Raw genomic sequence first — 20493 nt, forward strand, 5'->3', positions numbered from 1 at the left:
TTATTTTTTCAATCTCGTTGTAATTTTCAAAAAACTCTTGCTTATTTCTTGGGCTTTCGTGTATACTAATGAAAAGCATTCGGGGTGAAGAAGAATGGAAAACTATTATTCTTATGCTGACTTCATGAAAGCGATGGCTCAAACGAAAAAGATCACGGAAGCGGAAAAGCTGCTAAATGAGATCTACTTGGATCTGTTCTTGAAGCATGTTCACCGCGAACAGCAGGAAACGCAATTGTTGGCCCTTATCGACGAAGCCCTGGATCATAACGACCGCAAATCTTTCGACACATATACTGCGCAGCTGCAAGAGCTGAAGCGGGAAGAAGAATAACAGAACCGCCCGGAGAAACTCCGGGCGGTTTTTCTATGCCTTGATGACGGCAGCTGCACTTTAGTGAAATGGAAAATCCATCCTGCAAACAGCCGATAAGTTGAATATACTTCAGAAAAAACATACGTTCGCTTTTTGTTAGGGGAATTTTAGGGCATATGTTAAAGTAGAAGTAGTGAAAAATACGGGAGGACATATCCATGAAAAAGGAATTTAACCTGCAAGCTCCTTATGAACCGGCGGGCGACCAACCGGAAGCCATCGCCAAGTTAACGGAAGGCATCATCGACGGAAAAAGGTTCCAGACCTTGCTCGGTGCGACCGGTACGGGGAAAACCTATACGATGTCGAATGTTATTCAACAAGTGAAAAAACCGACATTGGTCATGGCCCACAACAAGACTTTGGCAGGCCAGCTTTACAGCGAGTTCAAGGAATTTTTCCCTGACAATGCTGTTGAATACTTCGTCAGCTATTACGATTATTATCAGCCTGAGGCATACGTGCCGCAGTCAGATACATTCATAGAAAAAGATGCGAGCATCAATGATGAAATCGACAAATTGCGCCACTCAGCGACCAGTTCCTTGTTCGAGCGCGACGATGTCATCGTCATCGCCTCCGTCTCCTGCATCTATGGCCTCGGTTCCCCGAAAGAATACCGGGAACTCGTCGTCTCGCTGCGCAAGGGGATGGAGATCGAACGCAACCAGCTGCTGCGCAAATTGGTAGACGTGCAGTATGAGCGCAACGACATCAATTTCATCCGCGGGACATTCCGCGTACGCGGCGATGTGGTCGAAATCTTCCCGGCTTCGCGCGATGAGCGCTGCTTGCGCGTGGAGTTTTTTGGCGATGAAATCGACCGCATACGGGAAGTCGATGCCCTGACAGGGGAAATCATCGGCGACCGCGAACACGTCGCTATTTTCCCGGCGTCCCACTTTGTTACGCGGGAAGACAAGATGGTCAGAGCCATCGAAAATATCGAAGCGGAACTGGAAGAACGCCTGAAGGAAATGCGTGCGGAAGATAAATTGCTCGAAGCGCAGCGGCTCGAGCAGCGTACGCGCTACGATTTGGAAATGATGCGCGAGATGGGCTTCTGCTCAGGCATCGAAAACTATTCACGCCATTTGACGCTGCGTCCAGCAGGCGCGCAACCTTATACATTGATCGATTACTTCCCGGACGATTTCCTGCTGGTCGTCGACGAAAGCCACGTCACGTTGCCGCAAGTGCGCGGCATGTTCAATGGTGACCAGGCGCGTAAGAAAGTGCTTGTCGACCACGGTTTCCGTTTGCCATCCGCTATGGATAACCGCCCGCTGACGTTTGATGAGTTCGAAGAGCATATCGACCAAGCGGTGTTCGTTTCAGCGACGCCAGGCCCTTATGAACTCGAACATACACCGGAAATGGTGGAGCAGATCATCCGTCCGACGGGCTTACTTGACCCCGAAATCGAAATCAGGCCGATCGAGGGCCAAATCGATGACCTAATGTACGAAATCCAGCAGCGCAAAGAGCGCGGGGAGCGTGTATTGGTCACGACCCTGACGAAGAAAATGTCGGAAGACTTGACGAATTATTTGAAAGAGGCAGGCGTCAAAGTCAATTACCTGCATTCCGAGATCAAAACGCTCGAGCGCATCGAGATCATCCGCGAGTTGCGGATGGGCGTATACGATGTGCTGGTCGGCATCAACTTGCTGCGTGAAGGTCTCGATATTCCTGAAGTTTCATTAGTGACCATACTCGATGCCGATAAAGAAGGCTTCTTGCGTTCTGAACGTTCCCTAATCCAGACGATGGGGCGCGCTGCCCGGAACGAGAATGGCCACGTTATCATGTATGCGGACCGTGTCACGGATTCAATGCAAAAAGCGATCGATGAGACGACCCGCCGCCGCACAATCCAGGCAGCTTATAATGAAAAACACGGCATAACGCCGGTAACCATAAAGAAAAAGATTCGCGACGTCATCCGTGCAACAGAAGCGGCAGAAGAAGCGGAAGAGTATGTCAGCAAAGCGGTCGAAGGCAAGAAACTCAAAAAAGAAGACCGCATGAAGCTCGTCACATTGCTTGAGAAGGAAATGAAAGAAGCGGCGAAAGCGCTCGATTTCGAACGTGCCGCAGAACTGCGTGATACAGTATTGGAATTGAAAGCGGAAGGATGATAGGACTTGAAAAACCAAGAGATACGCATACAAGGCGCGCGTGCACATAATTTAAAAAACATCGATGTGACAATCCCCCGCGATAAGCTCGTCGTCATGACCGGCTTATCCGGTTCCGGAAAATCATCCCTGGCGTTCGATACGATCTATGCGGAAGGACAGCGCCGCTACGTCGAGTCCTTGTCGTCTTATGCACGGCAATTTCTTGGCCAAATGGACAAACCGGACGTCGATTTAATCGAAGGTTTGTCTCCGGCGATTTCGATTGACCAAAAAACTACGAGCAAGAACCCGAGATCGACCGTAGCAACCGTGACGGAAATCTACGATTATATCCGGCTCATGTATGCGCGGATCGGCAAACCGATCTGCCCGAACCACGGCATCGAGATTTCTTCCCAAACGGTCGAGCAGATGGTCGACCGTTTGGTTGAATATCCGGAGCGGACGCGCATGCAAGTGCTGGCGCCGCTCGTATCCGGACGCAAAGGTACACATGTGAAACTGTTGGAAGACATTAAGAAACAAGGATACGTCCGCGTCCGCGTCAATGGCGAACTGATCGACTTGGATGACAATATTTCGCTCGATAAAAACAAAAAGCATTCCATTGAAGTGGTCATAGACCGTGTCATCATGAAAGACGGAATCGCCCCGCGTTTAAGTGACTCGCTGGAGTCGGCTTTGCGTCTTGGGGAAGGGCGAGTGCTAGTGGATGTCATGGACGAAGAGGAATTGCTGTTTAGCGAACATCACGCCTGCCCGATTTGCGGATTTTCCATCGGTGAATTGGAGCCGCGCATGTTTTCATTCAACTCGCCATTTGGGGCATGCCCTGAATGCGACGGGCTAGGCATGAAATTGGAAGTCGACCCTGAACTGGTCATTCCGGATTGGGATGTCAGCCTCGCAGATCACGCCATCGCCCCATGGCGTCCGACGAGTTCCCAATACTACCCTCAATTGCTGCAAGCAGTATGCAGCCATTTTGGAATTGAAATGGACGTGCCGATGAAGGAATTGCCTGAAGATCAGGTGAATATCATCCTTCACGGTTCGGCTAATGAAAAAATCCGTTTCCGCTATGAAAATGATTACGGCAAAATCCGCGACAGCCATATTTTCTTCGAAGGCGTGCTCGCGAATGTCGACCGCCGCTACCGGGAAACCAGCTCCGATTATATTCGGGACATGATGGAGAAATTCATGGGCCAGCAACCATGCCCGACATGTTCAGGCTACCGGTTAAAACCGGAATCATTGGCTGTCAAAGTCAATGACTTGCACATCGGTCAAGTCGTTGAATATTCCATCACGGAGGCACAAGCGTTTTTCGACAGCTTGACGCTATCGGAAAAAGACCGCCAGATTGCTACTATGATCCTTCGCGAAATTCAAGAGCGTGTCGGTTTCTTGATCAATGTAGGGCTCGATTATCTGACATTGAACCGCGCATCTGGAACATTGTCAGGCGGCGAAGCACAGCGAATCCGTCTTGCAACGCAAATCGGCTCAAGGTTGACAGGCGTTCTTTATATTCTCGATGAACCTTCAATCGGCCTTCATCAACGCGACAACGACCGATTGATCAGCACATTGAAAAATATGCGCGACATCGGCAACACGCTGATTGTAGTGGAACACGATGAAGATACGATGATGGCAGCGGATTACCTGATTGATGTCGGTCCTGGAGCTGGCGTACACGGCGGCGAGATCATTGCTGCCGGAGCGCCCGAAAAAGTGATGAAAAACAAGAAGTCGTTGACCGGCCAGTATTTGAGCGGCAAGAAGTTCATTCCGCTGCCGGCTGAACGCAGGCAGCCGAACGAACGGAAGATTTCAATCCGCGGAGCTTCCGCGAATAACTTGAAAAATGTCGACGTCGACATTCCGATTGGGTTGTTCACAGCGGTCACCGGAGTTTCGGGTTCTGGGAAAAGTACCTTGATTAACGAGATCCTTTACAAGTCGCTTGCCCATAAACTGAACCGTGCGCGGGTGAAGCCTGGCCAGCACAAGTCGGTGGAAGGTATCGAGGAACTGGAAAAAGTCATCGATATTGACCAATCACCGATTGGGCGCACACCGCGTTCCAACCCGGCGACCTACACAGGCGTATTCGATGATATTCGGGATGTTTACGCGACGACCAATGAAGCGAAAGTCCGCGGCTATAAAAAAGGGCGCTTCAGCTTCAATGTCAAAGGCGGACGCTGTGAAGCCTGCCGCGGCGACGGCATCATCAAAATCGAAATGCATTTCCTGCCGGATGTCTATGTACCGTGTGAAATCTGCCACGGCAAGCGCTATAACCGTGAAACGCTGGAAGTGAAATATAAAGATAAAAACATTGCAGACGTGTTGGAAATGACAGTCGAAGATGCGTATGCATTCTTCGAGAATATCCCGAAAATCAACCGTAAATTGAAAACCATCGTCGATGTCGGGCTTGGCTATGTAACGCTCGGCCAGCCGGCGACTACATTATCCGGCGGTGAAGCACAGCGCGTCAAACTGGCTTCGGAGTTGCATAAACGCTCCAATGGCAAGTCGTTCTATATTTTGGACGAACCGACGACCGGCCTCCATGCCGATGATATTTCACGTTTATTGAAAGTGCTGCAAAGGCTCGTGGATAATGGAGATACCGTGTTGACGATCGAGCATAATCTCGATGTCATCAAAACGGCTGATTATTTGATTGATCTCGGACCGGAAGGCGGAGACAAAGGCGGCACGATCTTGGCCACTGGCACGCCGGAAGATATCGCCAAAGTCGAAGGATCCTATACCGGCATGTACTTGAAGCCAATTCTTGAGCGGGACCGCGCGCGCATGAAAGAACTGGTCGGAAAGGCCAGCGCTAAGAAAAGAAAAGCAAAGTGAAACTTTCCCTCGATCCAAACGTATCATTAAAGTAGAACAGGAATTTCTGCGAGGGCAGAAATCCGAAGAGGAGGCCAAACGATATGCAAAGTGAAAAAGAACGCATTTTGGACATGGTTGAAAATGGCACAATCTCGGCACGTGAAGCGGTTGAGCTATTGAAAGCGGTCGATGGCGGGGAAACCGGCAATGCTTCAAAAGACCACGGCCGTGAAACCTACCGCAGTTCGCGCGGCAAGCGTGGATTCTTCCGTCCGGAAGACATGTTCAAAAAGTTCTCGAAAGATCTTTCGAAGGATTTTTCCAAGAACATGTCCAAGGATTTCAATCAACTTGGAGACCGGATGATGCATTTCATGCAGACGTCCGCCGATAAGTTGAAAACGATGGAATTCGATTCGCCATTTGGTGAAGCCGTTCGTTTTGAACACACCTTCACGGAAGAAAGTGCGGATCTCCACACGATCATTGCCGATATCGCTAACGGGCAATTGGAAGTTTTCCCTTCACAGGACGGTTCGATCCGTGCAGAATGCAGCGTAAAGGCATTCCGTGCAGAATCTCCGGAGCAGGCAAAACAGGATTTCCTGGAGAAATTCGTCTTCATTGCGGATGACCGTAAATTGCGCATCATCAGCGACTTGAAAACGACGCAAGTGAATCTTGTCTTGTATGTGCCGGCAGCGGCATTCGAACAAATTGTCGTCCGTCTGTTCAATGGCGGCTTTACGATGAAGCGCCTGGATTCGGCATTGATCAAAGTCAAAACAGCAAATGGCAAGATTGACTTGAAAACGATCCAATTTGAAGAAGCCGAGCTTGAAACGGCTAACGGCCCAATCCAGATGATGGAAGTGAAAGGCCGCGAAGTCGAAGCAGAAACTTTGAATGGCCGCATTTACATCGATGGGGATATCGAAGACATCGACGCGAAGTCCTTAAACGGCAATGTCGTCGCGACGACGCGCAGCAAAGAAGCGAAAAAGCTCGAAGCGAAAACTTTGGCAGGCAATGTGGAGATTTACATCCCGCAGCATTTAGCACTGCGAGGAGAAGTCTCTTCGAACCTCGGACGCATGGACGTCATGCTGCCGGACATCAACAGCAGCCACGAACAAGGCCAGTTCATGCAGAAGAAAATGCATTTCACGAAAGCAGGAGATGTGGAGTCAGCAGGCGGGCCATTGCTTGTGTATGGCGAAACCAAAACCGGTTCTATCCTCGTGCGTTATTTGACAATCGACTGAACCACATAAAAAAGCCCAGTGGAGAATTTTCTCCACTGGGCTTTTTTGCGTTATCGTTCCATACAGGTGATGGCAAAGCTGATGGCGCGTGCACAGCGCTTGCGGTATTCAGCGGATTGCAGCAAAGCCGCTTCATGCTTATGGGTCATAAAACCACATTCCACTAGAACCGCGGGCATGGTAGTATCCCGCAGCATGGCGAAATCCGCTGTTTTCAATCCGCGGTCTTTCCGCTGCGTCGATGAGATCAACGAATCCTGGAGCAACTGCCCAAATTTACGCGTCCGGGCAGGGGCTGCGGGATAGATGAAACTTTCGATGCCTTGTGCGGGGCTATAGCTATTTCCTGCCGCATTCGCGTGGATCGACACCAAAAGTTCTGCGCCGGACCGATTGGCGAAGCTCGTCCTTTCCTTCAAAGGGACGTCACGGTCTTGCTGGTGGCTAAACAACACCGTGTAGCCGTCCGCTGCCAAGCGATTTTTCACTTCTTCAGCGACCGCGTTGTTGAAATGGAATTCGCGCATTCTGCCGTCGGGCGTCCGTTTGCCGATCGTCCCCGGTCCGTGTCCTGCATCAATGATAATCTTCATATAACATTCCCCCTTCATTCCTTATATAGAAGGAAAGGGCGAGAAAGGGGACGAAATTCTTCAATTTCTTTTTTTCCATGTTAAAATAAAAACAAACCGCCCGCAAAATGAAGGGATTATTTGGAAGATCTAATTTGCGCAGCCGGGGGAATGAGGGAAAAATTATGGGACAAGTAACAGTGAAACAAGTAATGGAGACGTTCGGCTTGAAACTGATCAGCGGCCAGGAAGGCATCGGGCGCCATATTGCCATCAGTGATATTTCGAGACCGGGACTGGAAATGGCAGGCTATTTCACCCATTATCCAGCGAATCGCATGCAATTGCTCGGGAAAACGGAATTGTCGTTTTTCGCCATGCTGAAACCGGAAGAACGACTAGACCGGATGATGAAACTGTGTGCGGAGGATACGCCCGCCATCATCGTTTCCCATGGTGTCGATGTGCCGGAGGAATTGGTCATCGCCTCTTCCGAAAAACATGTGCCGGTGCTCGGGACGAACATGACAACCACGCGGTTTTCCAGTTTGTTGACGAACTTTTTAGAAAGCCGGCTGGCTCCGACGACCGCTGTACATGGCGTGCTGGTCGATATTTACGGAATCGGTGTGCTCATCACCGGAAAAAGCGGCGTCGGTAAGAGTGAAACCGCTTTGGAATTGGTTAAGAAAGGCCATCGCCTTGTAGCGGATGATTGTGTGGAAATTCGTCAAGAAGGCGAAAGTACACTTGTTGGGCATCCGCCAAAGCTAATTGAATATCTGCTCGAGATTCGCGGTGTCGGCATCATCGACATCATGACTTTATTCGGAGCGAGTGCTGTACGTAACTTTAAGCGTATTTCACTTGTCATTGATCTCGAGATTTGGGATCAAGATAAAACTTACGATCGTCTCGGCCTTGAGGAAGAGACAATGAAAATCATTGATACGGATGTGACGAAGCTGACGATTCCTGTACGTCCAGGACGTAACCTTTCTGTCATTATCGAAGTAGCCGCGATGAACTACCGCCTGAAACGGATGGGGGTCAACGCTGCCGAGGAATTCTCCAAGCGGCTTGATGATGTCATCTCGCAAGATACAAATTAAGCGAATGGGAAGGTGCATTATATGTATTCAGTTTTAGCAGCGATCGATCCAGTGGCGTTTTCACTCGGGCCGATCGACGTTCGGTGGTATGGCGTCATCATTGCGACCGGCATCGTCATTGCGTTTCTCGTCGGGCAGAAAGAAATGGTCAAGCGCGGCTTGCATCCGGATTATCTGACCGATCTATTGATCTGGGCTGTCCCGCTCGCCATTGTCGGCGCGCGCATTTATTATGTGATGTTCGAGTGGGAAAATTATAAAGACCAGCCCGCCCAAATCATCGCCATTTGGAATGGCGGGATTGCAATACACGGTGCGTTGATCGCTTCGGTCATCGTTGCCTATATATTCACGAAACGCCGCAATACGCCGTTTTTGAAAGTGGCAGATATTTTGGCGCCGAGTATTTTGATTGGCCAGGCCATTGGGCGCTGGGGCAATTTCATCAACCAGGAAGCGCATGGCGGAGAAGTATCGCGCCAGTTTCTTGAGAATCTGTTCATCCCGGATTGGATCATCACCCATATGTACATAGATGGTGCTTATTACCACCCGACTTTCCTCTATGAATCGATGTGGAGCTTGGTGGGGATCATTATTTTGTTGCTGCTTAGAAAAGTCAATTTGGTGCGCGGCGAAATGTTCTTCTTCTATATGATCTGGTATTCAGTCGGCCGTTTCTTCATTGAAGGAATGCGCACCGACAGCCTGTACGTCATTGGCGAATTGCGCGCTGCACAACTTGTATCGGTCATCGCGATCGTCATTGGGCTTGCGTTCATCATCTACCGGCGCGTAGCCATCAAAAATCCGCCGCGCTATTTGGATAAATAACTAGGAAAGAAGAGATTGAATGTCGACAGTGAAAAATGGCTTGAAAGCCGGATTAAAGACTACGTGGTCACTCGGAAAAATCATTTTTCCGATCACTTTGCTCGTCACCATGCTGCAATTCACGCCGGTATTGCCATTTATCATCGATTTAATCGCACCGGTCATGGGAATATTCGGCTTGAGCGGCGAAGCGGCTGTTCCGCTTGTGCTCGGCAACGCGCTCAATCTGTATGCCGGAATCGCCGGAATTTTATCGCTTGAACTGACCGTGAAAGAAGTATTTATCCTGGCGGTCATGTTATCGTTCTCCCATAACATCTTTATCGAAACCGGAGTCGCCTTGAAAGTCGGCGTCCGTTTGTGGGTCGTCTTGGTGGTGCGTTTCGGTCTTGCGGCTTTGTCCGGCATCTTGATTAACTTGTTCTGGTCGGGCGGCGGGGAAATTGCGCAATACGGCTTTGCGCCTGAAGTCGCCGCTGCTCCGGAAACATGGCTTGGCATCTTCTTGCTCGGCTTGGAAAAAGCAAGTTTTGGTGTGCTTCAGCTGGCGATGATCGTCATCCCGCTTATGCTGATGATCCAATTATTGAAAGATCGCCATTATTTGCAGAAAATCTCAAATATGATGGGGCCGCTCACTAAGCTGATCGGCGTCGAGAAAAACGCCTCATTGACGCTCGCCTCCGGATTGATTTTCGGTTTGGCGATGGGCGCGGGCGTGATGATCCAAGCAGTTCAGGAAGACGGCGTTAGCCGCAAAGACGCAACACTCGCCTTTATCTTCCTTGTGGCGTGCCACGCGATTGTCGAGGATACCTTGATTTTCATTCCGCTCGGCATCCCGATTTGGCCGCTGCTGCTGATTCGGGTCATCACCGCCCTCGCCTTGACGATATTCATCTCTTATCTATGGCGTCGGGCTGAAGACAATCGGAAGGAAGTGCTCTCTACATGAACAAAGATATAACGACTTTATTGTTTGATTTTGATGGAACCTTGCTCGATACGAATGAATTGATCGTTCAGACATTCTTATCGGTGCTCGGCGAACATTTCCCGGGCGAATACGGACGGGAAGATGTCTTGCATTTTATCGGCCCTTCATTGGAACAGACCTTTACAAAAATCGCACCGGGCAAAGTCAGCGAACTGAGCGATCAGTACCGCCGCCTAAACCGGACGCTCCATGACGAGTTGGTGTCTGAATACGACGGGGTTGCAGAAACTTTACGGACGTTGAAATCCAGAGGCTTGAAAATGGCGATTGTTTCCACCAAACGGGAAGAAACGATTTTGCACGGCTTGAAGTTGATGGGCGTGCACGATGTGTTCGATGTCTTGGTGGCGTTGGATCATGTGCAGAACCCGAAGCCGCATCCCGAGCCGCTTGAACTGGCATTGCGTTTATTGGAAGCGGATCAGCAGGGAGCCTTGATGATCGGTGATAATTCACATGACATCGAAGGCGGTAAAAATGCCGGCGTCCGCACAGCAGGCGTCGCATGGACTGCAAAAGGAGAAGAGTTTTTAGCGAGCTTCGAACCGGACTTCATGCTGCAGCATATTTCCGACCTTTTGGAATTGACGAAGGCGGGCGTAAGATGAGACGCACTGAGCGATATCCTGTTGAAGGAGCAAATTCGCTTTGGCATATCTACAAAACCGTGCCGTTCTGGAAAGTGGCGAAAAACTTTCTGGTCCTCCAGACGGCCCGCTATACGCCGTTTTTGCCGATGAAAAACTGGTTGTATCGCCAATTTCTTGGCATGAAGATCGGCAAGGAAACGTCATTTGCGCTGATGGTCATGCCCGATGTCATGTTTCCGGAACGCATACAGGTCGGGGCCAATACCGTGATCGGCTATAATACGACCATTCTTGCGCACGAATACTTGATTGAAGAATACCGGCTCGGTGACGTCTTGATCGGCGACCGTGTCATGATCGGAGCAAACAGTACGATTTTGCCCGGCATCAAGATTGGGGATGGTGCCATCGTCTCCGCTGCCACGCTCGTCCATAAAGATGTACCGGCTGGGGCTTTCGTCGGCGGCAATCCGATGAAAATCATTTATACAGCCGAAGAAATGGCCGATCGACAAGCAAAATCCTGAAAGCTCAGTGCTTTCAGGATTTTTTATATCCTCCTTGCTTGACGGGCCAAAGCGGCTTGCGCTAAAATAAGAATCACTTTAACGATTCATCACTCTAGCGAACTAAAGTGAAATAACCGATAATAGGAAGTGTTCAACGATGACCATCGAAATGTTTGAAAAACCATTAGGCATGCGTGACGATTTTCCTTTAATTGCAAAGCAAAAAGCAGATTTGAGAAAACAAGGCACTCAATTAATCGAGCGGGCAGGGTATGAACTGCTGCAAACGCCGACTTTGGAATACTACGAAACGATCGGGAAGATCTCCGCGATTTCAGATGACGCGTTATTCAAGCTGCTCGACAGCCAAGGTAAGACGCTCGTCTTGCGGCCGGATATGACATCCCCGATCGCACGGGTTGCGGCATCGAAATTATTGCGCGAAAAAATGCCGATCCGCCTCGGCTATTATTCCAATGTGTTCCGTGCGCAAAAGCGCGAAGGCGGGCGTCCTGCAGAATTCGAGCAGATGGGCGTCGAGTTGATTGGCGACGATTCCCTTTATGCGGATGCGGAAGTGATCAGCCTGGCTTGGGATATTCTGAAGGAATTGGACGTTGGTTCTGCACGCACCGTCATCGGCCACACGAGGCTGCTTGAACTGATATTGGCAGATTTCGGGTTGGATGCGGAACAAAGCGGCAAAGTGCGTGAACTGTTTGTCGCGAAGAACGGTGTAGGGGTCGAACAATTGGCAAAAGAGCTGCCGATCCCTGAAGGCAAACTGGCATCGTTCCTGAAATTGATGCAGGCAACAACAGTAGCTGATTGGAAACAGTGGATCAACGAAGAAAACGAAGAACAACGCGAGCTTTACCGCGACATGGAGCGCCTTGAACAATTGCTTGGACGCAATGGACTCGGGGATGCAGTCACTTTCGATATTTCCTTCAGCAGCCACATGACCTATTACACAGGATTGGTGTTCGAGTTCTACGGAGCCGGCAGTGGATTTCCACTCGGCAGCGGCGGGCGCTATGACGGCTTGATGGAGCAGTTCGGCTTGCAGGTCGGCGCGACCGGATTCGGGTTGCGGGTCGATCGTTTGCTGGAATCGGTGACACCTGAAAAAGCGGAGCAACCGCACACATTGATCTTATTCGATGAACAAAACGAGCAATATGCATTCGATAAAGCACAACAATTAAGAAATTCAGGAAAACGAGTGACCTTGCAGTATGCACCGGCCGTTAAAGCGCTGGAGCCATTCACTGCCTTGTTCACCGAAGTAATCAGAGGGGAGGAGCTGCACAATGGATGAATTGACGATTGCCATGCCAAAGGGCAGAATCTTTGAAGAAGCCTATGAACTATTAGTCGGTGCGGGATATGACCTACCGAAAGAGCTCGACGACTCGCGCAAGCTGATCGTCGAAGCGCCGAATGAAAAATTCCGCTTTATTCTGGCGAAGCCTATGGATGTGCCGACTTATGTCGAGCACGGGGTAGCGGATATCGGCATTGCCGGAAAAGACGTCTTGCTCGAGCACGATAGAGACGTACACGAATTATTGGACCTCGGCATCAGTGCATGCTATATCGCGACTGCCGGATTGCCGGATACGGAAATGGACGAAGTGACGCCGCGCATTGCGACGAAATATCCAGCGGTGGCTTCTCATTATTACCGCAGCAAAGGCGAGCAAGTCGAAATCATCGAATTGAACGGCTCGATCGAATTGGCGCCGCTGATCGGCTTGTCCGACCGCATCGTGGACATCGTATCGACCGGCCGCACATTGAAAGACAATGGCTTGGTGGAATATGAGAAGATTGCGGACATCACGTCGCGCCTCATTGCAAACCCGGTAAGCTACCGCTTGAAACAACAGCGCATTACAGAATTGGTCGATAAACTGCGGGAGCAGGTGGAACGATGAACATTCAGCGCCTGACAGACGAGTTGTCGATTCGGCGCCAATTAGCCGATGGCACAGAACAGCAATTGCAAGCGGTAAAAGAAATCATTCAAGCGGCGCGTACAGAAGGCGATGCAGCATTGTACCGCTTTGCAAAAAAATGGGACAAAGCGGAGTTGTCCGCATTAAAGGTGACGCCAGAAGAAATCCAACAAGCAGCGAAGCGTTTCGATCCCCAATTGCTTGCCGACCTGACAGAAGCTGCGGATAATATCCGAAGCTATCATGAAGGCCAACAGCAACAAGGCTATCGCCAAGACCGGGCGGACGGGTCGTATGTCGCGCAGCGTGTCACAGCGATCGAATCTGCTGGATTGTATGTTCCAGGCGGCACAGCGGCCTATCCATCCTCCGTCTTGATGAACGTCATTCCGGCACAAGTCGCCGGAGTCGGGCGCATCGTCGTTGTATCACCGCCTGATAGCGAAGGGAATTTGTCGGACGGCGTTCTTGTTGCAGCGCATATCCTTGGCATTGAAGAACTATATAAAACTGGCGGGGCACAAGCAATCGCGGCGCTCGCTTACGGCACGGAATCGATCCAACCGGTCGATAAGATTACGGGACCCGGCAATATTTTCGTAGCGCTCGCAAAACGCGAAGTGAACGGAGACGTCGCGATCGACATGATCGCAGGTCCGAGTGAAATTGCCATCATTGCCGATGACAGCGCATATGCGGATGAAGTGGCGGCGGATTTATTATCCCAAGCAGAGCACGATCCACTGGCAAGTGCTGTATTATTGACAGAGAGCCGTGCGTTTGCCGAACAAGTCGCAACGCAAGTGAAAAGCCAATTGGCCACTTTGCCGCGCGAAGCGATTGCCGCGGCGTCGATCCGTGACCACGGCGCCATTTATGTGGCGGACAGCCGCGCTGATTTGATTCGTGCTGCCAACCAATTGGCTCCAGAGCATTTGGAGATCATGACAGAAGATGCGGAAGCGGTAGCGGAACAAATCGATCACGCCGGCGCGATTTTTATCGGCCGTTATTCATCGGAACCGATCGGCGATTATTTTGCCGGCACGAACCATGTCTTGCCGACCAATAGCACGGCGCGCTTTTCAAGCGCTTTGTCCGTCTATGATTTTGTTAAACGGACGAGCATCGTCCATTACAGCGAGCAGGCATGGCGTGAAAACCAAGAAAAAATTGCAAGGCTCGCACGGCTGGAAGGCCTCGAAGCACACGCACGTGCAGTCGAATCGCGCGCTTGGAAAAAGGAGAGTCAATCATGAGGAAATCGGACATTACGCGAAAAACCAATGAAACGGAAATTGCCGTCAGCTTCTCACTCGATGGAAAAGGGCAGGCGGATATCAATACAGGGGTGCCATTCATGGACCATATGCTGGATCTTTTCATCAAGCATGGCCAGTTCGACGGGCGCATCCACGCAAACGGCGATACCCATATCGACGATCATCACACGACGGAAGACATCGGGATCGTCCTTGGCCAGGCAGTGCTTGAAGCTTTAGGCGATAAAAAAGGCTTGCGCCGCTACGGCAACGCCTTTGTGCCGATGGATGATGCGCTCGCGCAAGTGGTCATCGATTGCTCGAACCGCCCTCACCTGGAATTCCGGGGAGATATCCCGAACGCCAAAGTCGGCGCATTCGATACGGAGCTGGTCCATGAATTCCTATGGAAGTTTGCGTTGGAATCACGCATGAACGTCCACGTCATCGTCCATTACGGACGCAATACGCACCACATTATCGAAGCGGTCTTCAAGGCGCTTGCCCGCGCGCTCGATGACGCGACGATGATCGACCCGCGTGTAGAAGGCGTCCCGTCGACAAAGGGGCTTTTAACATGATTGTTGGCATCATTGATTACGGCATGGGCAATTTATTCAGCGTCGAACAGGCATTGAAAAAACTGGAATGCACCGTCATCACCTCAGACGATGCACAAGTCTTGGCGGAAGCGGATGCGATTTTGCTTCCGGGTGTCGGCGCTTTTCCGGATGCCATGAAGCGCCTGGAGGAGAAAGGCTTAGCCGAATTCATCCGTTCGCTTCCGGAGCAGAAGATTCCGTTGCTCGGGATTTGCCTCGGCATGCAATTATTATATGAAGATAGTGAAGAAGGCAGGCCGGTCAATGGGCTTGGTTTATTGAAAGGCCATATCCGGCGCTTTCCAAAAGGCGCTTACCGCATTCCGCATATGGGATGGAACCGCCTGAACTTCACGCAACAGCCGTACTGGCTTGAAGATGTACTGGAAGATACACATGTTTATTTTGTCCACTCATTTTTGGCGACGGAGACGGATCGTGCAGAAGTCTTCGCGACTGCCGAATACGGCGGGCTTGAAGTGCCGGGGGTTGTCGGCGGCGGATTGATTACGGGGATGCAATTCCATCCGGAAAAATCGGGCGAGTTCGGGCATTATTTATTGGCGCAGTGGATTGCAAATGTCAGGGGGGATTTCCATGAGTGAATTTCAAATTTATCCGGCGATCGACTTGAGGGGCGGAAAATGTGTCCGCTTGTTCCAAGGCGATTATGGGCAGGAGACGGTCTATGCGGATTCGCCCGTTGAAATGGCAAAAAGTTTTGTGGAAGCCGGGGCTAAATGGATCCATATGGTCGATTTGGACGGCGCGAAAGACGGCAGCCGCATCAACGATCAAATGGTCATCGAAGCGGCAAAGCTCAATGCCAACATCCAAGTAGGCGGCGGCATCCGCAGCCGTGAAGACATCAACCATTATTTATCGAATGGCGTTGCACGGGTCATCATCGGAAGCTTGGCCGTTCGGGAGCCGGAACTGGTCGCGTCCTTTATCGAAGAGTTCGGTGCAGAGCGGATCGTCATCGGCATCGATGCGAAAGACGGCATGGCGGCGACAGAGGGATGGATCGAAACATCCCATAAGCCGGCATCTGAAGTGGCCGCTTATTTTGCTTCAAAAGGGGCGAAGCATTTCATCTATACCGATATTTCGACGGACGGCACGCTTGCCGGCCCAAATATCGACGCTAACCGCAAGCTCGTCGCCGATGACGCTTCGCAAGTCATCGTATCGGGCGGCATCGGAACGCTCGATGACGTAAAAAAAGTCAAGCAAGCGGCTGCCGACAGCCCAATTGCCGGCTTGATCATCGGCAAAGCTTTGTATGAAAACCGCTTCACCCTCAAGGAGGCGCTGTCATGCTGACAAAACGCATCATCCCGTGCCTCGACGTTAAAGAAGGGCGCGTCGTCAAAGGCGTGAGCTTTGTGGAACTTCGGGATGCGGGAGATCCTGTGGAACTTGCTAAATTTTATGATGAACAAGGCGCAGATGAATTGGTCTTCCTAGACATCTCTGCTTCACACGAAGGCAAAGAGACGATGGTTGAAGTGGTGCGCATTGTCGCCACTGAACTATCGATTCCTTTTACTGTGGGCGGGGGCATCCGGACGCTAGATGATATGAAACGCATGCTGCGTGCAGGGGCGGATAAAGTCTCCTTGAATACGGCAGCGCTCGACCGGCCGGAATTGATCAAAGAAGGCGCGGATTTCTTCGGGTCGCAGTGCATCGTCGTCGCCATCGACGCGAAAAGAAACGGGGACAGCTGGGACGTCTACACGCATGGAGGCCGCAACCGAACCGAATGGGATGCGATCGAATGGGCGAAAAAAGCGGTCGCTTTAGGGGCTGGGGAGTTGCTTTTGACCAGCATGGACAGCGATGGCCAGAAAGACGGATTCGATGTCGAACTCACGAAGGCGGTGCGTGACGCCGTCGAAGTGCCTGTCATCGCAAGTGGCGGTGCAGGAAATCGTGAGCATTTCAAGGAAGTATTCGAACAGTCAGATGCGGATGCAGCACTTGCGGCATCGATCTTCCATTATAAAGAAACGAGCGTCAGAGAAGTGAAACAGTATCTGCAGCGAGAAGGAGTGAATATCCGGTGACAAATGTGAAATACGACGAAAACGGGTTAGTGCCCGTCATATTACAAGATGCAACTACAAAACAAGTGCTGACTTTGGCCTATGCCAATGAAGAAGCGGTCAAGCGCACGATCGACACGAAAGAAACTTGGCTGTATTCAAGAAGCCGCCAAGAACTTTGGAATAAAGGCGCGACCAGCGGCAATACACAGACCGTCCAGTCCGTACAGATTGATTGCGACGGCGATTCCTTGATTTATGAAGTGATCCCGAATGGCCCGGCCTGCCATACAGGAGAGACAAGCTGTTTCCATGAAACATTGGCAGGGGAACGTGCTGCTTCAGCATCAGATATGATTACAGAGCTCAGCGCGTTAATCAAACAACGCGAAACGGATATGCCGGAAGGCGCTTATACGACGTATCTATTTGAAGAAGGCGTCGATAAGATCTGCAAGAAAGTCGGGGAAGAAGCGGCAGAAGTCATCATCGCTGCGAAAAACCGCGATGCGCGTGAACTGGCAACGGAAAGCGCAGACTTGCTATACCATCTCCTCGTGCTTCTCCAAGAACAGAAAGTCGATTTTAAAGAAGTGACGGGCGTGCTCGAAGAACGCCACGCCGCGAAAAAGGACAAGTAAATAATAGGGAAATATGCTATAATAACAGCACATTTAGGGATAGGAACGATTTCGATCGTTCCTTTTCCTGTTACGGAGGCATATTTTGGAGAAAAACAAAAGAAAAAATTTCGATAATGTCGTATCATTCATTCCGACAGGGGAATTTTACTATCAAAAAGCACTCAAGGAGCTGCAGCGCGAACAATATGATAAAGCGTATAAGTATTTGCAGCGGGCGAAAGAACTGACTCCGGATGATCCGCTTATCCTCATGCATTACGGAGTGGTGCTGATGGAGCGGCAGGAATTCGAGCTGGCGATGGATGAATTGCGCACTGCCCATAAGCTCGATCCGGAAGAACCGAATATTTTATTCTTTTTAGCTGAAGTCCATGCACATCTGGGCTTGTTTTTTGATGCCCGGAAATATGCCAAGGCTTATCTCGAAAAGGATACCCGAGGGAGCTACGCGGCGGAAGCGATGGAAATCATCGATTTTGCCGAACAGGAAGACTGGCAGTTGTTCGATGATGAAGGCGAAGCCCATAACAGCGAGTATTATTATTTGCAGGAAAAAGCGCGCCGGTTGATGGAACAAGGCAAGTTTCCGGAGGCGATCGAGTTATTGGAAGAAGTCATCGAAGAAAAGCCGGATTTCTGGGGGGCCTATAATAACCTGGCGCTGGCGTATTTTTATGTCGGGGAAACGGAAATGGCGAAATCGCTTCTTCACGAAGTGCTTCGCAGAAATACCGGCAACCTGCACGCCTTATGCAATTTAGCAGTGTTCCATTATTATGAGAAAAATGATGAATTGGACGATATCCTCAGCTTGCTGAAAAAGATCCAGCCCTATGTCTTTGAACATCGCTATAAACTGGGCGCGACCTTCGCTTTGGTCGGCAAATATAAAGAAGCCTACCGCTGGCTGAAAAGCCTCCAAAAACGCGGATTTGATGGAGACCCGGCGTTTTACTTCTGGCTGTCGCATGCCGCGTATCATTCGGGCCATGAAGAAACTGCCAAATATGCATGGGAGCAATTGAAGCGGATGGATCCGGCAAAAGAAGGGTATGAACCGTGGGGAGAGCAGGCGGTGATGCCGCATGCGGATGCGCTTGAACATGATCGTGATTTTCTCATCCGTAAACTTGACCACCCCCATTTAAGCGAGCGGATTTACGGTTTGTTCCTGCTTGGGAAATCTTCCCATAAGCAGGAAATCATCTCGCATCCGAATTGGCTGAAATCAGAGCAGCCATCGGTTTTGGAAACCTATATGCTCGGCTACGCGCTCGGCCATCCATTCCGCGAATCGGTCAAAGAAGAAAAAGCCTTTTTGCGTGCGATGGAAACAGCGGAGCGCTTGTATTACCAAAAAGGAATGGTCGACCGCGAAAATGACGGCATTTTCCAATTGTGGTTCATGCTAGCAGAACAGGCTTTTGCTGCGCAATATGCGTTCCGCAATCCCGCAGCACTTGCCGCTGCTGTCAGCTATATGGTTGAAGCGGCAGAAAAACGGGAAACAACAAAAAAAGCAGTCGCTGCAAAATTCGGCACATCTGCTGCCACAATGGCCAAATATGTCGATGAATTAAGCGGGTTTTTGCCGAATTTCAAGGACTAGGCATAAAAGTTGAAGGCGACAGTTTATTGCTTTACGATTTAGCTATTGATAACGAGGAGGGCCTATGATGACAGAAACAACAAATATTTATGATGTATTAATTATTGGTGCAGGGCCGGCTGGCATGACAGCAGCCGTCTATACGTCCCGAGCGAACCTTTCGACGCTCATGCTTGAGCGCGGGATCCCTGGCGGACAGATGGCCAATACCGAAGAAATTGAAAACTATCCAGGATTCGACCATATTCTCGGTCCTGATTTGTCCACGAAAATGTTTGAACATGCAAAAAAATTCGGAGCCGAGTACGCTTACGGCGACGTAACCGAAATTATCGACGGCGATGAATTCAAAACCGTCAAAGCCGGATCGAAAGAATACAAAGCCCGTGCCATCATTTTGACGACTGGAGCCGAGTATAAGAAAATGGGCATTCCAGGCGAAAACGAACTGGGCGGACGCGGCGTCAGCTATTGCGCAGTGTGCGATGGCGCATTCTTTAAAGGCAAAGAACTGGTCGTTGTCGGCGGCGGGGATTCTGCCGTAGAAGAAGGAGTCTATTTGACACGCTTCGCGGATAAAGTGACAATCGTCCACCGCAGAGATGAATTGCGCGCGCAGAAAATCCTCCAAGACCGCGCATTTGCCAACGATAAGATCGACTTTATCTGGAGCCACACTGTAAAAGAAATCCACGATAAAGACGGCAAGGTCGGCAGCGTTACCTTGGTATCGACAAAAGACGATTCCGAACGGGAATTCGAAGCGGACGGCGTGTTCATCTACATCGGCATGCTGCCATTGACAAAACCATTTGAATCACTGGGTATCCTGAATGACCTAGGTTACATCGAAACAAATGAAGAAATGCAAACTTCGGTGCCGGGAATCTTCGCGGCAGGCGATGTGCGGGACAAAACTTTGCGCCAAGTCGTCACTGCGACTGGCGACGGCAGCATCGCCGCGCAAAGCGTCCAGCATTACGTAGAAGAGCTTGCCGAAAAAATTGCTTCAAAAGCGCAAGCTTAACGCTTTCTTAATCCCTTTGTAACAGCATTGTCATGCAAAAGAGGTATAGTAAGTAATGTAAATCAACCCC

General features: G+C 50.4%; 20 protein-coding genes. 19 read left to right on the top strand and 1 reads right to left on the bottom strand.

The annotated features are described in order from the left end of the window. Positions 1–94: 94 nt before the first annotated feature. From DFR62_RS14470 to DFR62_RS14485, 4 genes are all read left to right on the top strand, one after another. Positions 95–334, top strand: coding sequence for an IDEAL domain-containing protein (locus DFR62_RS14470; RefSeq protein ID WP_058381274.1), 240 nt, complete (start codon positions 95–97; stop codon positions 332–334). 200 nt (positions 335–534) lie between these two features. After that, positions 535–2517 (top strand): excinuclease ABC subunit UvrB, encoded by a 1983-nt coding sequence (uvrB, locus tag DFR62_RS14475; protein ID WP_121301038.1) that lies wholly within the window; start codon positions 535–537, stop codon positions 2515–2517. A 6-nt stretch (positions 2518–2523) separates the two neighbouring features. Further along, entirely contained in the window at positions 2524–5406 is a 2883-nt protein-coding gene (gene uvrA, locus DFR62_RS14480) for an excinuclease ABC subunit UvrA (RefSeq protein ID WP_121301039.1), read from the top strand. A gap of 83 nt (positions 5407–5489) precedes the next feature. Then, positions 5490–6653, top strand: a complete 1164-nt coding sequence (locus DFR62_RS14485) for a DUF4097 family beta strand repeat-containing protein (protein ID WP_121301040.1) — start codon at positions 5490–5492, stop codon at positions 6651–6653. 50 nt (positions 6654–6703) lie between these two features. Here the strand turns inward: DFR62_RS14485 and DFR62_RS14490 are convergent, their stop codons facing one another. Beyond that, the gene (locus tag DFR62_RS14490) at positions 6704–7246 is read right to left on the bottom strand and encodes an N-acetylmuramoyl-L-alanine amidase family protein (RefSeq protein ID WP_121301041.1); all 543 of its coding nucleotides are present in this window, start codon (positions 7244–7246) and stop codon (positions 6704–6706) included. Between the two features lie 164 nt (positions 7247–7410). On the opposite strand from DFR62_RS14490, the gene hprK reads away from it, so the two are divergent. The 15 genes from hprK to trxB all read left to right on the top strand — a co-directional run bounded on the left by hprK (position 7411) and on the right by trxB (position 20423). Continuing rightward, positions 7411–8337: an HPr(Ser) kinase/phosphatase gene (gene hprK, locus DFR62_RS14495; RefSeq protein WP_121301042.1), complete on the top strand. Its 927-nt coding sequence runs from the start codon at positions 7411–7413 to the stop codon at positions 8335–8337. A 21-nt stretch (positions 8338–8358) separates the two neighbouring features. Next, on the top strand, positions 8359–9171 hold the full coding sequence (lgt, locus tag DFR62_RS14500; RefSeq protein WP_121301043.1) for a prolipoprotein diacylglyceryl transferase: 813 nt from the start codon (positions 8359–8361) through the stop codon (positions 9169–9171). Between the two features lie 19 nt (positions 9172–9190). Beyond that, entirely contained in the window at positions 9191–10126 is a 936-nt protein-coding gene (locus DFR62_RS14505; protein ID WP_121301044.1) for a nucleoside recognition domain-containing protein, read from the top strand. Continuing rightward, positions 10123–10776: a pyrophosphatase PpaX gene (gene ppaX, locus DFR62_RS14510; protein ID WP_121301045.1), complete on the top strand. Its 654-nt coding sequence runs from the start codon at positions 10123–10125 to the stop codon at positions 10774–10776. Before DFR62_RS14505 ends, ppaX begins: the two co-directional genes overlap by 4 nt. Further along, positions 10773–11285, top strand: coding sequence for an acyltransferase (locus DFR62_RS14515; RefSeq protein ID WP_121301046.1), 513 nt, complete (start codon positions 10773–10775; stop codon positions 11283–11285). Before ppaX ends, DFR62_RS14515 begins: the two co-directional genes overlap by 4 nt. Before the next feature lie 139 nt (positions 11286–11424). Continuing rightward, a complete protein-coding gene (locus DFR62_RS14520) occupies positions 11425–12588 on the top strand; it encodes an ATP phosphoribosyltransferase regulatory subunit (protein WP_121301047.1) in 1164 nt (387 codons plus the stop codon). Next, positions 12581–13207 (top strand): ATP phosphoribosyltransferase, encoded by a 627-nt coding sequence (gene hisG / locus DFR62_RS14525; protein WP_101189964.1) that lies wholly within the window; start codon positions 12581–12583, stop codon positions 13205–13207. The genes DFR62_RS14520 and hisG overlap by 8 nt, the downstream gene beginning before the upstream one ends. Continuing rightward, positions 13204–14487: a histidinol dehydrogenase gene (gene hisD / locus DFR62_RS14530; RefSeq protein ID WP_121301048.1), complete on the top strand. Its 1284-nt coding sequence runs from the start codon at positions 13204–13206 to the stop codon at positions 14485–14487. Before hisG ends, hisD begins: the two co-directional genes overlap by 4 nt. Continuing rightward, the gene (gene hisB, locus DFR62_RS14535; protein ID WP_249222073.1) at positions 14484–15071 is read left to right on the top strand and encodes an imidazoleglycerol-phosphate dehydratase HisB; all 588 of its coding nucleotides are present in this window, start codon (positions 14484–14486) and stop codon (positions 15069–15071) included. The genes hisD and hisB overlap by 4 nt, the downstream gene beginning before the upstream one ends. Next, complete coding sequence (hisH, locus tag DFR62_RS14540) at positions 15068–15697, top strand: imidazole glycerol phosphate synthase subunit HisH (RefSeq protein ID WP_121301049.1); 630 nt, start codon at positions 15068–15070, stop codon at positions 15695–15697. The genes hisB and hisH overlap by 4 nt, the downstream gene beginning before the upstream one ends. After that, positions 15690–16418: a 1-(5-phosphoribosyl)-5-[(5-phosphoribosylamino)methylideneamino]imidazole-4-carboxamide isomerase gene (gene hisA / locus DFR62_RS14545; RefSeq protein WP_121301050.1), complete on the top strand. Its 729-nt coding sequence runs from the start codon at positions 15690–15692 to the stop codon at positions 16416–16418. Before hisH ends, hisA begins: the two co-directional genes overlap by 8 nt. After that, positions 16412–17164: an imidazole glycerol phosphate synthase subunit HisF gene (hisF, locus tag DFR62_RS14550; protein ID WP_121301051.1), complete on the top strand. Its 753-nt coding sequence runs from the start codon at positions 16412–16414 to the stop codon at positions 17162–17164. The genes hisA and hisF overlap by 7 nt, the downstream gene beginning before the upstream one ends. Further along, positions 17161–17784, top strand: a complete 624-nt coding sequence (gene hisIE, locus DFR62_RS14555; RefSeq protein WP_121301052.1) for a bifunctional phosphoribosyl-AMP cyclohydrolase/phosphoribosyl-ATP diphosphatase HisIE — start codon at positions 17161–17163, stop codon at positions 17782–17784. The genes hisF and hisIE overlap by 4 nt, the downstream gene beginning before the upstream one ends. A gap of 85 nt (positions 17785–17869) precedes the next feature. Continuing rightward, entirely contained in the window at positions 17870–19396 is a 1527-nt protein-coding gene (locus DFR62_RS14560; protein WP_338324962.1) for a tetratricopeptide repeat protein, read from the top strand. Between the two features lie 67 nt (positions 19397–19463). Further along, positions 19464–20423, top strand: a complete 960-nt coding sequence (gene trxB, locus DFR62_RS14565; RefSeq protein ID WP_058381256.1) for a thioredoxin-disulfide reductase — start codon at positions 19464–19466, stop codon at positions 20421–20423. Positions 20424–20493: the final 70 nt, after the last annotated feature.

It is taken from the genome of Planococcus citreus (assembly GCF_003664125.1).
Classification (GTDB): domain Bacteria; phylum Bacillota; class Bacilli; order Bacillales_A; family Planococcaceae; genus Planococcus; species Planococcus citreus.

What these genes read in the sequence shown, in the direction of transcription:
- DFR62_RS14470 (WP_058381274.1), top strand. Translation starts at nt 95, where the DNA reads ATGGAAAACTATTATTCTTATGCTGACTTCATGAAAGCGATGGCTCAA.
- uvrB (WP_121301038.1), top strand. Translation starts at nt 535, where the DNA reads ATGAAAAAGGAATTTAACCTGCAAGCTCCTTATGAACCGGCGGGCGAC.
- DFR62_RS14485 (WP_121301040.1), top strand. Translation starts at nt 5,490, where the DNA reads ATGCAAAGTGAAAAAGAACGCATTTTGGACATGGTTGAAAATGGCACA.
- DFR62_RS14490 (WP_121301041.1), bottom strand. Translation starts at nt 7,246, where the DNA reads ATGAAGATTATCATTGATGCAGGACACGGACCGGGGACGATCGGCAAA.
- hprK (WP_121301042.1), top strand. Translation starts at nt 7,411, where the DNA reads ATGGGACAAGTAACAGTGAAACAAGTAATGGAGACGTTCGGCTTGAAA.
- lgt (WP_121301043.1), top strand. Translation starts at nt 8,359, where the DNA reads ATGTATTCAGTTTTAGCAGCGATCGATCCAGTGGCGTTTTCACTCGGG.
- DFR62_RS14505 (WP_121301044.1), top strand. Translation starts at nt 9,191, where the DNA reads ATGTCGACAGTGAAAAATGGCTTGAAAGCCGGATTAAAGACTACGTGG.
- ppaX (WP_121301045.1), top strand. Translation starts at nt 10,123, where the DNA reads ATGAACAAAGATATAACGACTTTATTGTTTGATTTTGATGGAACCTTG.
- DFR62_RS14515 (WP_121301046.1), top strand. Translation starts at nt 10,773, where the DNA reads ATGAGACGCACTGAGCGATATCCTGTTGAAGGAGCAAATTCGCTTTGG.
- DFR62_RS14520 (WP_121301047.1), top strand. Translation starts at nt 11,425, where the DNA reads ATGACCATCGAAATGTTTGAAAAACCATTAGGCATGCGTGACGATTTT.
- hisG (WP_101189964.1), top strand. Translation starts at nt 12,581, where the DNA reads ATGGATGAATTGACGATTGCCATGCCAAAGGGCAGAATCTTTGAAGAA.
- hisD (WP_121301048.1), top strand. Translation starts at nt 13,204, where the DNA reads ATGAACATTCAGCGCCTGACAGACGAGTTGTCGATTCGGCGCCAATTA.
- hisB (WP_249222073.1), top strand. Translation starts at nt 14,484, where the DNA reads ATGAGGAAATCGGACATTACGCGAAAAACCAATGAAACGGAAATTGCC.
- hisH (WP_121301049.1), top strand. Translation starts at nt 15,068, where the DNA reads ATGATTGTTGGCATCATTGATTACGGCATGGGCAATTTATTCAGCGTC.
- hisA (WP_121301050.1), top strand. Translation starts at nt 15,690, where the DNA reads ATGAGTGAATTTCAAATTTATCCGGCGATCGACTTGAGGGGCGGAAAA.
- hisF (WP_121301051.1), top strand. Translation starts at nt 16,412, where the DNA reads ATGCTGACAAAACGCATCATCCCGTGCCTCGACGTTAAAGAAGGGCGC.
- trxB (WP_058381256.1), top strand. Translation starts at nt 19,464, where the DNA reads ATGACAGAAACAACAAATATTTATGATGTATTAATTATTGGTGCAGGG.